At 69.0% G+C, this 12313-nt stretch carries 13 protein-coding genes; 7 read left to right on the forward strand and 6 right to left on the reverse strand.

Going from position 1 to position 12313, the window contains the following annotated elements; all coding sequences use genetic code 11:
• Window positions 1-84 precede the first annotated feature (84 nt).
• The 7 genes from KBI44_04110 to KBI44_04140 all read left to right on the forward strand — a co-directional run bounded on the left by KBI44_04110 (window position 85) and on the right by KBI44_04140 (window position 6804).
• Window positions 85-2496, forward strand: coding sequence for a SpoIIE family protein phosphatase (locus tag KBI44_04110; GenBank protein ID MBP9143647.1), 2412 nt, complete (start codon window positions 85-87; stop codon window positions 2494-2496).
• An 80-nt stretch (window positions 2497-2576) separates the two neighbouring features.
• Window positions 2577-3746, forward strand: a complete 1170-nt coding sequence (sucC, locus tag KBI44_04115; GenBank protein MBP9143648.1) for an ADP-forming succinate--CoA ligase subunit beta — start codon at window positions 2577-2579, stop codon at window positions 3744-3746.
• Window positions 3746-4624, forward strand: coding sequence for a succinate--CoA ligase subunit alpha (gene sucD / locus KBI44_04120; GenBank protein MBP9143649.1), 879 nt, complete (start codon window positions 3746-3748; stop codon window positions 4622-4624). Before sucC ends, sucD begins: the two co-directional genes overlap by 1 nt.
• A gap of 34 nt (window positions 4625-4658) precedes the next feature.
• The gene (locus tag KBI44_04125; GenBank protein MBP9143650.1) at window positions 4659-5342 is read left to right on the forward strand and encodes a Type 1 glutamine amidotransferase-like domain-containing protein; all 684 of its coding nucleotides are present in this window, start codon (window positions 4659-4661) and stop codon (window positions 5340-5342) included.
• 79 nt (window positions 5343-5421) lie between these two features.
• Entirely contained in the window at window positions 5422-5964 is a 543-nt protein-coding gene (locus tag KBI44_04130; GenBank protein ID MBP9143651.1) for a peroxiredoxin, read from the forward strand.
• Window positions 5965-6031: 67 nt separating this feature from the next.
• On the forward strand, window positions 6032-6463 hold the full coding sequence (gene ndk / locus KBI44_04135; protein ID MBP9143652.1) for a nucleoside-diphosphate kinase: 432 nt from the start codon (window positions 6032-6034) through the stop codon (window positions 6461-6463).
• Between the two features lie 59 nt (window positions 6464-6522).
• Window positions 6523-6804 (forward strand): hypothetical protein, encoded by a 282-nt coding sequence (locus KBI44_04140; GenBank protein MBP9143653.1) that lies wholly within the window; start codon window positions 6523-6525, stop codon window positions 6802-6804.
• 33 nt (window positions 6805-6837) lie between these two features.
• Here the strand turns inward: KBI44_04140 and KBI44_04145 are convergent, their stop codons facing one another.
• From KBI44_04145 to KBI44_04170, 6 genes are all read right to left on the reverse strand, one after another.
• The gene (locus tag KBI44_04145; GenBank protein ID MBP9143654.1) at window positions 6838-7203 is read right to left on the reverse strand and encodes a hypothetical protein; all 366 of its coding nucleotides are present in this window, start codon (window positions 7201-7203) and stop codon (window positions 6838-6840) included.
• Entirely contained in the window at window positions 7200-7727 is a 528-nt protein-coding gene (locus tag KBI44_04150) for a hypothetical protein (GenBank protein MBP9143655.1), read from the reverse strand. The genes KBI44_04145 and KBI44_04150 overlap by 4 nt, the downstream gene beginning before the upstream one ends.
• A 213-nt stretch (window positions 7728-7940) precedes the next feature.
• Window positions 7941-9278 (reverse strand): NAD(P)-binding domain-containing protein, encoded by a 1338-nt coding sequence (locus KBI44_04155; GenBank protein ID MBP9143656.1) that lies wholly within the window; start codon window positions 9276-9278, stop codon window positions 7941-7943.
• Complete coding sequence (locus KBI44_04160; GenBank protein ID MBP9143657.1) at window positions 9275-11038, reverse strand: hypothetical protein; 1764 nt, start codon at window positions 11036-11038, stop codon at window positions 9275-9277. The genes KBI44_04155 and KBI44_04160 overlap by 4 nt, the downstream gene beginning before the upstream one ends.
• 53 nt (window positions 11039-11091) lie before the next feature.
• On the reverse strand, window positions 11092-11961 hold the full coding sequence (locus KBI44_04165) for a hypothetical protein (protein MBP9143658.1): 870 nt from the start codon (window positions 11959-11961) through the stop codon (window positions 11092-11094).
• The coding region (locus KBI44_04170) for a hypothetical protein (GenBank protein ID MBP9143659.1) at window positions 11958-12313 on the reverse strand (356 nt) is incomplete at its 5' end. The genes KBI44_04165 and KBI44_04170, both read right to left, overlap by 4 nt.

Raw genomic sequence — 12313 nt, forward strand, 5'->3', positions numbered from 1 at the left:
AAAGAAGCCGCCGCACCGTGCTCCCCCGGACCTCTAAACCTCCCTGCGGGGCGTGCGTACCTTGATGGTGAGGAGTCGTCCTACATGCGAGAGTCTTACCGCAAGACGCTGACCTGGCTGGCGGTGCTCTTGTCCGGAGCGCTGGTCTGCGCCTGGGCCTTCCCGCGCGCCTTTCCGCTCTTTCCCGCCAACTGGCAGGTATCGCGGGTCGAGGCCGAAAGAATCGCGCTCGAAGAGCTGCGGCTCCTCGGCACCCTGCCGGACGACCCCTATGTCGTCGCCCAGATGGACAACGACGCCGGGCTCGAAGTCCGCCTGCTCCAGGCCTCGCGCGACGGCCAGGCGGCGCTGGTGCGCGACTCCGGAATGGAAAAGCGCGTCCTCCTCTGGGAGGTCACGGTCTACGCCGCCGGAGCGCAGCCCCGGGATTGGGCTTACCAGGCCGAGATCGCCTGCGACGGCACGGTGCTCTCGTTGCTCAAGGGGTTCAAGGCGACCGACGCGGGCGGCACCCTCTCCGACGAGGAGGCGATCGCCCGCGCCCGCGCTCTGCTCGGCGAGCGCGGCGTCGATCTCACCCGGCTCGCGCCGCCCGAAGTGAGGAACAAGGACCTCGACAAGCGGACCGACCGCGTCGTGCGCTTCGCAGACCTCGCTTCGCCGCTCGCCAGCCGGCTGCGCTCCGGCATGGAGGTGACCTTCGCCGGCGACCAGCTCGCCGGGCTCGGCACCTTCGCCGAGGACGTGCAACCGGAAGAGATCACCCAGCTCCTGCAGCCGATCGGACTGTTCAGCAACATCGCCTTCTTCTCGACCTTTCTCGTTCTGCCCCTGGTGGCGCCGATCTTCCTCAAGCGCTACCACGAGGGGGAGCTGGGCGTTCGCCGGGGACTGCAGATCCTGCTTCTCATCCTGGGCCTGGCGGTGGTCTTCATGGTCCAGGTCTCTGCGGGCGCGACCCAGGGCACCAACTTCGGCGTCCTCTCCCGCCAGCAGACGACCTGGGTCTGGGGCGGACAGATGATCGTGCTCTTCTTCCTGCCCATGGCGGTCGCGGCGCTGCTCTCCTGGTCGGTGGGCGAGTCGCTGTGCCGCGAAGGCTGGGGCTCGAAACTTGCCGCCTTCGACGCCCTCTTTCAGCGTCAGTGGAAGAACCGCACGGTGGCGCTCGCCTCGCTGCGCGGTTACGCCGCGGGCTTCGCGATCGCCGGCGGCATCTTCGCCTGCCTGGTGCCGCTCGCCCGGTTCGACGCCGTCGCGCCGATCTCCTACCAGTTCGGCCCGTTCTGGAACCACGCGCGCTGGCCGAGCCTGGCGCTCATCCTCTTCCTGGTCATCTTCAGTCTCTACACGACGCTGTTCGGCCGGCTCTTCCTGCTCCCCTGGCTGGTGCGCAAGCTGGGCGAGGTGGCGGGTGCGACGATCGCAGCGCTCGCCACCAGCTTCGTCTTCTTCTCGCCGGTGATCGTCCTGCCGATCTCCATTGGCGCGCCGATCTGGATTCTGAACAGCCTGGCGACGGTGCTCCTCTTCCTGTACGCCGACCTGTTGACCACCATCCTGGCCTCGTTCACCTCGGCGGCAGTGCTGTCGATCTTCCCGTTCGTCTTCGCCGCCGACCCGCAGCTTCAGCTGCACGGCTGGATCGGGGTCCTGGCGGGGGCGGTGCCGCTGCTGCTGACCGCCCGCTACCTGGTCTCGGACCAGGTCTTCGTCTACCGCTACGAAGATGTGCCGCCGCACGTCCGGCGGATCGCCCAGCGTGAGCGCCAGCGAGTCGAGCTCGAGACCGCGAGGAACATCCAGAGCTCGATCCTTCCTCAGCTGCCGCCGCAGCTCTGCGGAGTCGAGCTCGCGCACGTCTACCTCCCGGCGACGGAGGTCGGCGGCGACTTCTACGACGTCCTGGCGCTCGAAGACGGACGCCTGGCGGTGGCGGTGGGGGATGTCGCCGGCCACGGCGTCTCCTCCGGCCTCGTCATGTCGATGGCGAAGTCGGCGCTCGCGGTCCAGGTCACTTTCGACCCGGAGGTCGCGGCGGTCTTCGCGACGCTCAATCGCATGGTCTTCCAGAGCGCCAGGAAACGCCTGCTCGCCACCCTCTGCTACGCCCTCATCGACCCGGTGCGGCGCGAGATGCGGTTCGCCAGCGCCGGCCACCTCTTTCCCTACCGGATCTCCCGGCTGGGCAAGGTGGAGAGCCTCGAGTCGGTGGCCTACCCGCTAGGTGTCCGCGAGGCGCTCGCCATCGACTCGCACACCGCGCAGCTCGAGCCCGGCGACATCATCTTTCTGTGCAGCGATGGCGTCGTCGAAGCCCGCAAGGAGGGCTCCGACGAGCACTTCGGTTTCGACCGCCTGGAAGCGGTCCTGGCGAAGTTCGGCGGCCACGGCGCGAGTGTCGTGCGCGACAAGGTGCTCACCGCCCTGGAGACCTTCACTCAGGGCGCCGAGCGCGAAGACGACCTGACCGTCCTCGTCCTGCGCATGCCCTGACCTTTGGGGTGGCCGTTGGGGGGGCAGGCGGTGAGATAGAATCCACAGGCTGTTCGGTAGTTTCCCAAGAGGAGCCCAACTTGAAGATCCACGAGTATCAGGCGAAGGAGATCCTGCGCCGCTACGGTGTCGCCACGCCGCGCGGGAAGGTGATCGAGGATCCGGGCGAGGCCCGGGCGATCTGCGAGGAGATGGGCGGGAAGTGTGTCGTCAAGGCGCAGATCCACGCCGGCGGGCGGGGCAAGGGCGGCGGCGTCAAGGTCGCCAAGAGTCCGGCCGAGGCGACGGAGGCGGCGAACCGGATCCTCGGCATGCAGCTCGTCACCCACCAGACCGGCCCCGAAGGCCAGCAGGTGCGCAAGGTCCTCCTCGAAGAGGCGGCCGATATCGCCCAGGAGTTCTACGTCGCGGTCACCCTCGACCGGCAGTCGGGTCGGCCGGTCGTCATCTCGTCGCCGTTCGGCGGCATGGACATCGAAGCGGTCGCCGCCAAGAACCCGGAAGCGATCCACCGCGAAGAGGTCGATCCGCAGATCGGGCTGGTGCCGTTCCAGGCGCGGCGTGTCGCGCGCGGGCTCGGTTTGAAGGGCGAGGTCGCGGCGCGAGCCGCGAAGCTGGTCTCGGCGCTGGTTGCCGCCTACCTCGACACCGACGCCTCGCTCGCCGAAGTGAACCCGCTGATGATCACCGCTCAGGGCGAGGTGATGGCGCTCGACGCCAAGATGAACTTCGACGACAACGCCCTCTTCCGGCACAAGGACATCGTCGCCATGCGCGACCTCGCCGAAGAGAACGCGCTCGAGGTCGAAGCTTCGAAGTTCAATCTCAACTACATCAAGCTCGACGGTGAGATCGGCTGCATGGTGAACGGCGCCGGCCTGGCGATGGCGACGATGGACATCATCCAGCTCGAAGGCTCGTCGCCGGCCAACTTCCTCGACGTCGGCGGCTCGGCCTCGCAGGAGGCGGTGGCCAATGCGTTCCGCATCCTGATCGCGGATCCCGATACCAAGGCGGTGCTGATCAACATCTTCGGTGGCATCGCGCGCACCGACCGGATCGCGAGCGGCGTCGTCGAGGCGCTGCGCGGTCTGGGAGGAGTCAAGATTCCGGTGGTGGTGCGGCTCGAGGGCACCAACGTCGAACAGGGACGGGCGATTCTGCGCGAGAGCGAGTTCGACTTCCTGGTCGCCGATACGATGGCCGACGCGGCGAAGAAGGTCGTGGCGTCGATTCAGGGGGGTGCGTAATGGCGATCTGGCTCAACAAGGAGACGCGCCTCGTCGTGCAGGGGATCACCGGCAAGGAGGGCAAGTTCCACGCCCTCGGCTGCCGCGACTACGGCACGCAGGTGGTGGCCGGCGTCACTCCCGGCAAGGGCGGTGAAACGGTCGAGGGGATCCCGGTCTTCGACTCGGTCGAAGAGGCGCGCCAGGCGACCGGCGCCAACGCCGCGATGGTCTTCGTGCCGCCGCCGTTCGCGGCCGACGCCATCATGGAGGCGGCGGACGCCGGCATCGAGCTGGTGGTGGCGATCACCGAGGGCATTCCGGTCAACGACATGATCCGCGCCAAGGCGTTCCTGCGGGGGAAACCGAAGACCCGCCTCATCGGCCCGAACTGTCCCGGCATCATCAGCCCCGGGCAGGCGAAGATCGGCATCATGCCGGGCCACATTCACCGGCCCGGCAGGGTCGGCGTGGTGTCACGCTCCGGAACGCTCACCTACGAGGCGGTCTGGCAGTTGACCGGCCTGGGTCTCGGGCAGTCGACCTGCGTCGGCATCGGCGGCGATCCGATCAACGGCACGAACTTCCTCGACGTCATGCAGGCGTTCCGCGACGACAAGGAGACCGACGCCGTCATCCTGATCGGCGAGATCGGCGGCAGCGCCGAGGAGGAGGCCGCGGCCTGGATCCAGGCGAACTTCGACCGTCCGGTGATCGGCTTCATCGCCGGCCGCACGGCGCCGCCCGGCAGGCGGATGGGCCACGCCGGCGCGATCGTGGCCGGCGGCAAAGGCACGGCCGCCGCCAAGATGGAGGCGATGACAGCCGCCGGGATCCACGTCTGCGAATCGCCGGCCGACCTCGGCAGCGCGGTCGCCCGGGCGCTCGGGAAGTCCTGACGGGCGATGGGAGAGCGCCGCGGGTGATCGGAAGGTGAAGGGCTGGCTGGCGCTTCTCGGCGGCGGGGAGTTCACCTTCGGCGAGACCGAAGAGGCCGATCGTGCCTGGATCGAGAGATGTCCGGACGGTCCGGTCGGCTTTCTGCCGGCGGCCTCCGGGTCGATCGACTACGGCAGGCACTTCACGGCCTACCTGAAAGAGGCCTTCGGCCGCGAGGTCGAGATCCTCCCGGTCTATCGCGATCGCGACGCCCGCCGCGGCAAGAACTGCGAGAGGATCCGCGACTGCGCCGCGGTCTACCTGGGCGGCGGTGTCGCGGATCACCTCATCGAGGCGCTCTCCGGCTCGCCTGCCCTCGAGGCGCTCGCCGCGAAACTCGAGGCCGGGGGGGTGGTGGTGGCGATCGCCGCCGCCGCGCAAGCCTGCGGCGTCGAAGTGCGCAGCGTCTTCGGCGGGCGACTCATCCCCGGGCTCGGCCTGCTGCCGAGGGCGGTCGTCGAGACCAACTTCGACCCGGGTCACGATCGGCGGCTGCGTCAGCTCCTCGAAGGCAGCCCGGGCAAGTTCGGCCTCGGCATCCCGGCAGAGGGTGCCCTTCTGCTGGGGCCCGAAGGGACGTTCGAGGCGGTCGGCACGGTCTTCCGGCTGAGCGGACCCGAGGCCGACATCGAGCCCCTGGTCGACGAGCCCGCCGCCGACACCTCCGCTCCCGGCTGAGCCCGTCGGGATCGCGGCCGAACCGGCAGTCATCCTGCGCCCGGCCGTCTGGCGTAGAAGGAAGCAGAGGAGAAATGTCATGAAGAAGTCCGTACTGGCAGGAGCGGCAACACTAGCGATCGGAGGTCTCATGTTCTTCAGCTTGGGCGCCAAGGCCGACGAGCTCACCCTCGGGGCGAAGATCCCGGCCGTCACCGTCAACGATCAGGACGGCCGCGCGGTCGACGTCGCGGCCGAGGGCAGCCAGGGCTGGACCCTGGTCTACTTCTACCCCAAGGCCGATACCCCCGGCTGCACCAAGCAGGCCTGCAGCCTGAGAGATTCCTACGCCTCGCTCACCGGCAAGGGGATCCGCGTCTACGGCGTCTCGACCGACACCGAGAAGGCGCAGAAGGCGTTCCAGGACAAGTACAAGCTGCCGTTCACGCTGCTCGCCGACAACGACAAGAAGGTCGTTACGGCGTTCGGCGTGCCTTCGACGATGGGCTACGCCAAGCGCCAGGCCTTCCTGTTCCGCGACGGCGCCCTCGTCTGGAAGGATCTCGAAGCGGCGACCTCCGAGCAGGCCGCCGAGGTCCTGGCAGCGATCCAGGAGATCGAGGGCAAGGCCGGCAAGAGTTAGAGCCCGCGCGCGGGTCGAGGGTATTCCATCTCAACGAAGTCCCCTTTTCCTTTTGGAGGCAGTACGCATGAACATGACGCTCGCCATTCTCAAGCCCGACACCGTTGCCGCCGGAAATGCCGGCAAGGTCCTCGCTCATCTCGAAGCCAAGGGCTTCACCATCCGCGGACTGCGGGTGCTGCATCTCACGCAGGCGCAGGCCGAGGCGTTCTATGCCGTGCACCGCGAGCGCCCGTTCTTCTCGAGCCTGGTCGCCTTCATGACCGAAGGTCCGGTCATCCCGGTGGCGCTCGAGCGCGCCGACGGTGCCGACCCGGTTCCGGCGCTGCGCGAAGTCATGGGTGCGACCGACGTCGCCAAGGCCGCGGAAGGCACCGTCCGCAAGCTCTTCGGCACCTCGATCGAGCGCAACGCCATTCACGGTTCGGACTCTCCCGAGAACGCCCGCATCGAGCTCGGCTTTTTCTTCCCGCAGGCGGATCTGGTCGCGGCCCTCTAGTGCTGCCGGGAGCGGCGTCCCGCTTGGCAGGCGGGCGCCGTTCCGATAGCCTCTCTGCGATGAGCCGAGTCAATCCAGCCTGGGCCCCTGCATCGACGCTCCCCGAAGAACGCCGCGGCGAGGCCGTAGGTCGCTTCTGCCGAGGATGTGCGAGCTTCTACCCCCTGCACGCCGGCCGGCACAAGGGCAAGCCTTCGTTCGGCCGGGACCTCGTGAGCGCCCCCTGCACCTACGAGGGCCAACCGTTCGCCGAGGGGGCGATCTGGTGGGAATCCGCCGTCGCGCTCCTTCCGGCAGCCTCGGCAGGCCCGGCCTCCGAGCCGCTCGCCGTGCCTGCCTGACCTGCGGCGTTTCGCAGCGCCCGCGGCGAGCCTCTACTCGCGCAGCGCCTTCTCGAGCTCCTGCTGCACCGCTTCGATCTCGCTCTTCGAAGTTACATACCAGCCACTCCGGAAGCGTTCGCGGAGCAGGCGGTTGAGCGCCTCGAGGTCGAGATCCCGGGTGCCTTCGACCAGCATCGCCCAGTCCGCCGCGAGCTCCTCGACGTCGTCGAGGTCGGCTTCGCCGATGAAGGAATAGGCCGCCTCGGCGGCAGAACCGAATCCGAGCCGCCAGTCTTCCTGCATGTAGCCGCCGAGAAAGCCGGCGAGGCTCGGCAGGTCCTCGGGGTTCATCCGGTCGAGGAGCTCGGCCCGGGATACGGGATCGGACGGATCGAAGCCGTCCAGTCGCCGGGTCACGGTTCCACCGGGTACGAGGTGAGGACGAAGTAGCGACCATCGCGTTGGCGCAGGACGACGCGGGCATCGCTCGCCGCACGCGGCGTCGATTCGCCGCGCAGCAGGACCCAGCCGATCGTCTGCCCCACCGTGCCGCGATAGTCGAGGGTGAGGTTCGTTTTGGCGCGCCGCAGCCAGCTCGAAACCCGGTCCTGGTTGCGCGAAAGGGTGAGGCCGACGACCCGTTCGGCAGTCCTCCGGTCGAGGAAGGTCGAGGCGGCGGCGATGCCTCCTTCGCGCTCCAGACGCTCGGCAAGGTCGTTCGCGCTCCGGCCGACGTGTCGCGCCAGGGTGTGGCCCCCCTGCTGTGCATCCCAGGAGAGGTCGCGGTCCGTTGCGCCGCGACCCTCGACGATCGGAGCCGGCTCCGGACCGGAGCGGGCTGACGACCGCGGACTGCTGCGGACCTGGAGACGCCAGGCGACCAGGAGCAACAGCGCGCCGCAGGCGAGGATCGACAGCCGACTCCGGGTGCCTCTGGCCATGGCGGGAGATTCTAGCCCGCATTTCTCACCAGCCCTCTGCTGCGGCGACGCATATGCCCGCGTCTGCTGCGTTGCGCTCACGACCCGTCCGCTGGACGGGTGCCCCGAGTGCTCGACGGGCCGTGAGGCCCGCCTGCGCGCTCCTCGGTCGCGACGCCTTGCAGCCGCAGGCATCTGCGACGCCTCGCGACGAAAACTGGTGAGAGATGCGGGCTAGCCTGCGGCTGCGGACTCGTTGCCGAACACCACACCGATGCTGCGCAGGAACGGGAACGGCGGCTCGCCGCCGATGAGCACGAAGACGTAGTCGTTGGCGATCGCGATCTCGCCCTGGGCGGTGCGCAGGCGGACCTCCCCGTCTCCGATCTCGAGGACTTCCGAGCCGAGGAGAGGGCGGATCTTGCCGCGCCGGACCAGCTTGTCGAGGGTCTCGAGGTTCTTCGCCTTGACTCGGTCGAACGCCTGGCCGCGATAGGAGAGGGTGAGCTCGTTGCCGGCCTGCCGGGCGAGGCCCATCGCAGCCTCGATCGCGCTGTCGCCGCCACCGACGCAGAGGATCTTCTTGCCGCGGTATTCCTCGGCGTCGCGCACCTGATACATCACTTTCGAAAGCGCCTCGCCGCGGACTCCCAGCTTTCGCGGCGTTCCCCGGCGTCCGAGGGCCAGCAGCACGCGGCGGGCGCGCCAGGCGTTGGAGGCGGTGAGGATGTGAAAGAGACCTCCCTCCGGAATGACCTGCAGCACCTTCTGGCCGAACCGAACTTCGAGCCGGTGCTTCTCCAGCAGACCGCGGAAGAGCTCGAGCAGCTCCTCCTTGCTGTACTCCGACTTGCGCAACGGGCCGTAGATCGGCAGCTCGACCTCTTCCGTATGGGTGAGCTTGCGGCGCGGAAAGTTGTAGATCGTCCCGCCGAGGTCGCTCTGCTGCTCGAAGACGGCGTAGCGCAGGCGGCTCTCGACCGCAGTGAGGGCGGCGGCCAGTCCCGCCGGGCCGGCGCCGATGATCGCGACGTCGAGAAGCTCCGGGTCCCTGGAATCGACCACGGCGAGCTCCGCGGCGATGGCCCGCACCGTCTCCCTGCCCTGACGAACCGCGTTGCGGATCAGAGCGAGGCCCGCGAGCTCGCCGGCGACGTAGACCCCAGGGACGTTGGTCTCGCGGCGATCGGTCATCCACGGGACGTCGGCCCGGCCGCGCAGGTCGCCGAGTGAGATCTCGATCGCCTGCACCGGGCAGGCCTTGGCGCAGGCGGCGATGCCGATGCAGCGATTGCCCTGCACAGCGACCGCCAGCCCGCCCACGATACCCAGGACCTTCTCCGGACAGGCCGCGACGCAGCCGCCGCAACCGATGCAGACCGCAGGGTCGATATAGGGGAAGGCGCCCATCGGCTGCACCGGCCCGCGGCCCTCTGTGGCTCGGGCGCGCTCGTGGTCGCGCCGGTTGCGACGGCGGAAGGAGATCAGGTAGCCGAGCACGATCGCCAACACGACGGCGAGGGCAAGGCTCCAGATCAGGGTCTCGGTGAGCGGGGCGGCCGGGGGGGTCACAACGGTTGGATGGTCGACTTGTGGCAGTCGGTGCAGGCGCTTCCGAGCGGCTTCAGGCGCAGGACCTCCTTGCCGGCGGCGCGCTCCCGGAAGTGGCAGCCGATGCAGGCCACCGCGCGGTGCGCACCCTCGAGGCGATAGGTCGAGTCCCGATTGTGGTCGAATCGTGACGGTCCCCAGCTCGTGTCGCTGTGGCACTTTTCGCAGCTGGTGCCGACCTGTGCGAGATGAGGATCGGCGTGGCAACCCGTGCACTGGAGCGGCGCCCCGGCGAGGCGGACGGCGCGGGGCGTCGCCCAGGCGCGCGCCGAAGGCGGCGCCAGGCCGCCATCGGCCTGCGTCTTGTGGCAGCCGAGGCAGGCGACCTTGAGATGCAACCCGGCGACCGGGAACCTCGTCACGCTGTGGTCGAAGCGGATCGCGCGCCAGTCGGTGAGGGCATGACAGGCGAGGCAGCCCTCCGTCCCCAGGTACCTACCCGTATCCCCGGCGTGCGGATCGCGATGGCAGTCCGCGCAGTCCGATTTCGGGAAACGGAACTGGGTGATGGCCGGGGGTCCGGCGGCCTTGGGCGCGGGCGCGACCCGGACGAGAGCGATGCCGGCGCGTTCGAGCTCCGTGGGGGGCAGGGTGCGATGGCAGGTGGCGCACTTCGTCGTGCGATGGCTCCCCAGCAGCGGGTAGGAGGTGGCCTCGTGCAGGGCGACGGTGTAGGTCGAGGGGCGGAAACCGGAGGTCGTGTGGCACTCGCCGCACTCTCCGCCGCTCTTGCGCAGGGCGAGCTGGCCGGCGTGCGCGTCCGCGTGGCAGGAGGCACAGCGCTCGAAGCCGGCAATCTGCCTCGGCTTGCCGGGCAGGTGGCAGTCCAGGCAGTCGGTCGCCTGGTGCTTGCCGGTGAGCGGATAGCGGGTGCGGGCGTGGTCGAAGTTGGCGCGCTGGATCCGCTTCCAGTCGTCCGCCGTATGGCAGGTCTCGCACTTGCCGCCGAAGCGTCCCTGGTGCGGGTCCTTGTGGCAGCCGGCGCAGGTCGTCGGGACACCGCGAAAGTGCACATTCGGCGGCTCACTGCCGGGGCTCGCCGGGGTCGCCAGGAGCGGCGCGGACCCCGCGGCCCCTGCGCCACCTTCGGCCCCTCCTGTCGCCCCGGGGTGGCAGCGCGCGCAGGCGACCTTCTCGTGGGCGAGGGTGAGCGGGAACTTCGACGTGTCGTGGTCGAAGAGCTCGGCGGGCCGGAACTTTTTCAGCCCGTGACAGCTCGCGCAGTCGGCCGTGCCGAACTGGCCGCGATGGGCGTCCTGGTGGCAGCCCGCGCAGCGCGTCCCGAGCCCGAGATAGGTGCGGCCGAGATCGACTCCTTTCGCGAGCAGCGGCGCCGGGTCGGCGATCGACTCTTTGCGATGGCAGGCGCGGCACTCGAGGGGCGCGTGGGCGCCCTGCAGGGTGTAGCCGGCGAGCGCATGGTCGAACGCCTTCTGGCCGGCCTTGCCCCAGTAGACGAGCTCGAAGTCGCGTCCCTGATGCTCGATGTGACAGTGCTCGCAATCGCCGTAGTCCGGCCGTGAGTGGAGCCCCAAGCCGGCGGCGATGCGCTCTCGGATCGGTGTGTGGCAGGTGAGGCAGAGCTCACGGTCGACGCCGCGATTGGCGCTGTGGCAGTTGAGGCAGCCGTCGCTGCCGTCGAACTTCGCATGCGCACGGCTCAGCTCGCCGGGCGAGATCTGACCGCGCGCCGCCTCCGGCGAGAGGAGGGCGCACCACATGCCGGCGAGGACCCCGGCGCTGGCCAGGATGCGCCGCGATGCCCGGCCGCGCTTCAGCGCCCGATCCCCGCGTAGCCGGTCATCCAGGCGACACCGATGTGCACCACCATGAAGAGGTACATGACGACGGCGAACGGCTTGTGGAAGACATGCCAGTAGTGGAAGAGCTCGCGCACGCGCTGCCAGAGCAGGATCCGGCGGTGCAGGCGCACCTTGTGGCTCGCGAGGAGCTCGAACCGGCGGCGCAGACGGCGATCGACCGCCGGAAAGTCGCGCCGGAAACGGCGCAGCCTGAAGCGCAGCGCCAACGAATCGTAGGGAAACCGCACGACCATGCCCAGGAGCGACTCTTTGTCGCCGGTACCGATCGCCGCCACGGCATCGAGCTGGCGAATCGCATCGGCGTCGAGCCCGACTTCGTCCATCAACTGGCGGGCGAGCTCCTGATCGAGCTTTTCTACGTCGGCCAGCGACAGCTCGTCACCGGCGAGGGAGTGCGGAATCTGGCGGTAGAGGTAGCGCCCGGCGACGCCGCTCGTGGCGACCGCCACCATCGACCAGAAGGAGAGCGCGACGAGGCCCTGCACTTTGAAGGAGCTGTGGAGGAGGATGAAAAGGGGACCGCAGAGGCCGAGCAGAATGTGAAAGTCGAGCCAGTCGCTGACCGGTCCCAGACGGCGCAGGAGGGCGAAGCGTTTGCGCACCGAATAGAGCAGCATCACGACCATCATCGTCGCGCCGATGATGCCGAAGGCGAGGCCCCATGAGCCCCCCGGCTTGAGTTGCCAGTAGAGCGGGTGACGCGCCCGCTCGGCGAGCGGCGTCAGGTAGTAGGGCAGTCCGCGCGCCGCGAACCAGGCGAGGCTGCCCAGGAACAGCACGTAGAGGCTCGCGAGCACGAGCCTCTGCGGTGCCCGCTTCACTTCGCTCCGGACTCCAGAGTGATGTGGACCGGCGTGCCGGAGTGCGCCTCGACCGCAGCCACGAGATCGCCGGGCTCCTTGGTCGAGGCGTTGCCGTCGCCGTCGAGGCTGACCGAGAGTTTGCCCTCGAGCGGCAGGGGCTGTCCCATCATGCTGTCGGAAGCGGAGAGCGTCAGATCGAGCGGGAAGGCCGGATTCACGAGGCGCTTCACGGCCGAAGGCGGCCCCGGAGCTGCGCCGCGCAGAGCGAGGAAGAGCGTCGCCGGACTGCCGTCCGCACCGCGCGGCGCGACCGTCCCCGGCGCGAGCTCGATGTGGACGCGATAGGAACCGCCGCTCTCGGCGCCGGCGG

This window comes from Thermoanaerobaculia bacterium, assembly GCA_018057705.1.
In the GTDB taxonomy this organism is placed as follows: Bacteria; Acidobacteriota; Thermoanaerobaculia; order Multivoradales; family JAGPDF01; genus JAGPDF01.

Coding starts and splice junctions, on each gene's coding strand:
- KBI44_04150 (MBP9143655.1), bottom strand. CDS start 7,727: ATGGCCAGAGGCACCCGGAGTCGGCTGTCGATCCTCGCCTGCGGCGCG.
- sucD (MBP9143649.1), top strand. CDS start 3,746: ATGGCGATCTGGCTCAACAAGGAGACGCGCCTCGTCGTGCAGGGGATC.
- KBI44_04140 (MBP9143653.1), top strand. CDS start 6,523: ATGAGCCGAGTCAATCCAGCCTGGGCCCCTGCATCGACGCTCCCCGAA.
- ndk (MBP9143652.1), top strand. CDS start 6,032: ATGAACATGACGCTCGCCATTCTCAAGCCCGACACCGTTGCCGCCGGA.
- KBI44_04110 (MBP9143647.1), top strand. CDS start 85: ATGCGAGAGTCTTACCGCAAGACGCTGACCTGGCTGGCGGTGCTCTTG.
- KBI44_04160 (MBP9143657.1), bottom strand. CDS start 11,038: ATGTGGTGCGCCCTCCTCTCGCCGGAGGCGGCGCGCGGTCAGATCTCG.
- KBI44_04130 (MBP9143651.1), top strand. CDS start 5,422: ATGAAGAAGTCCGTACTGGCAGGAGCGGCAACACTAGCGATCGGAGGT.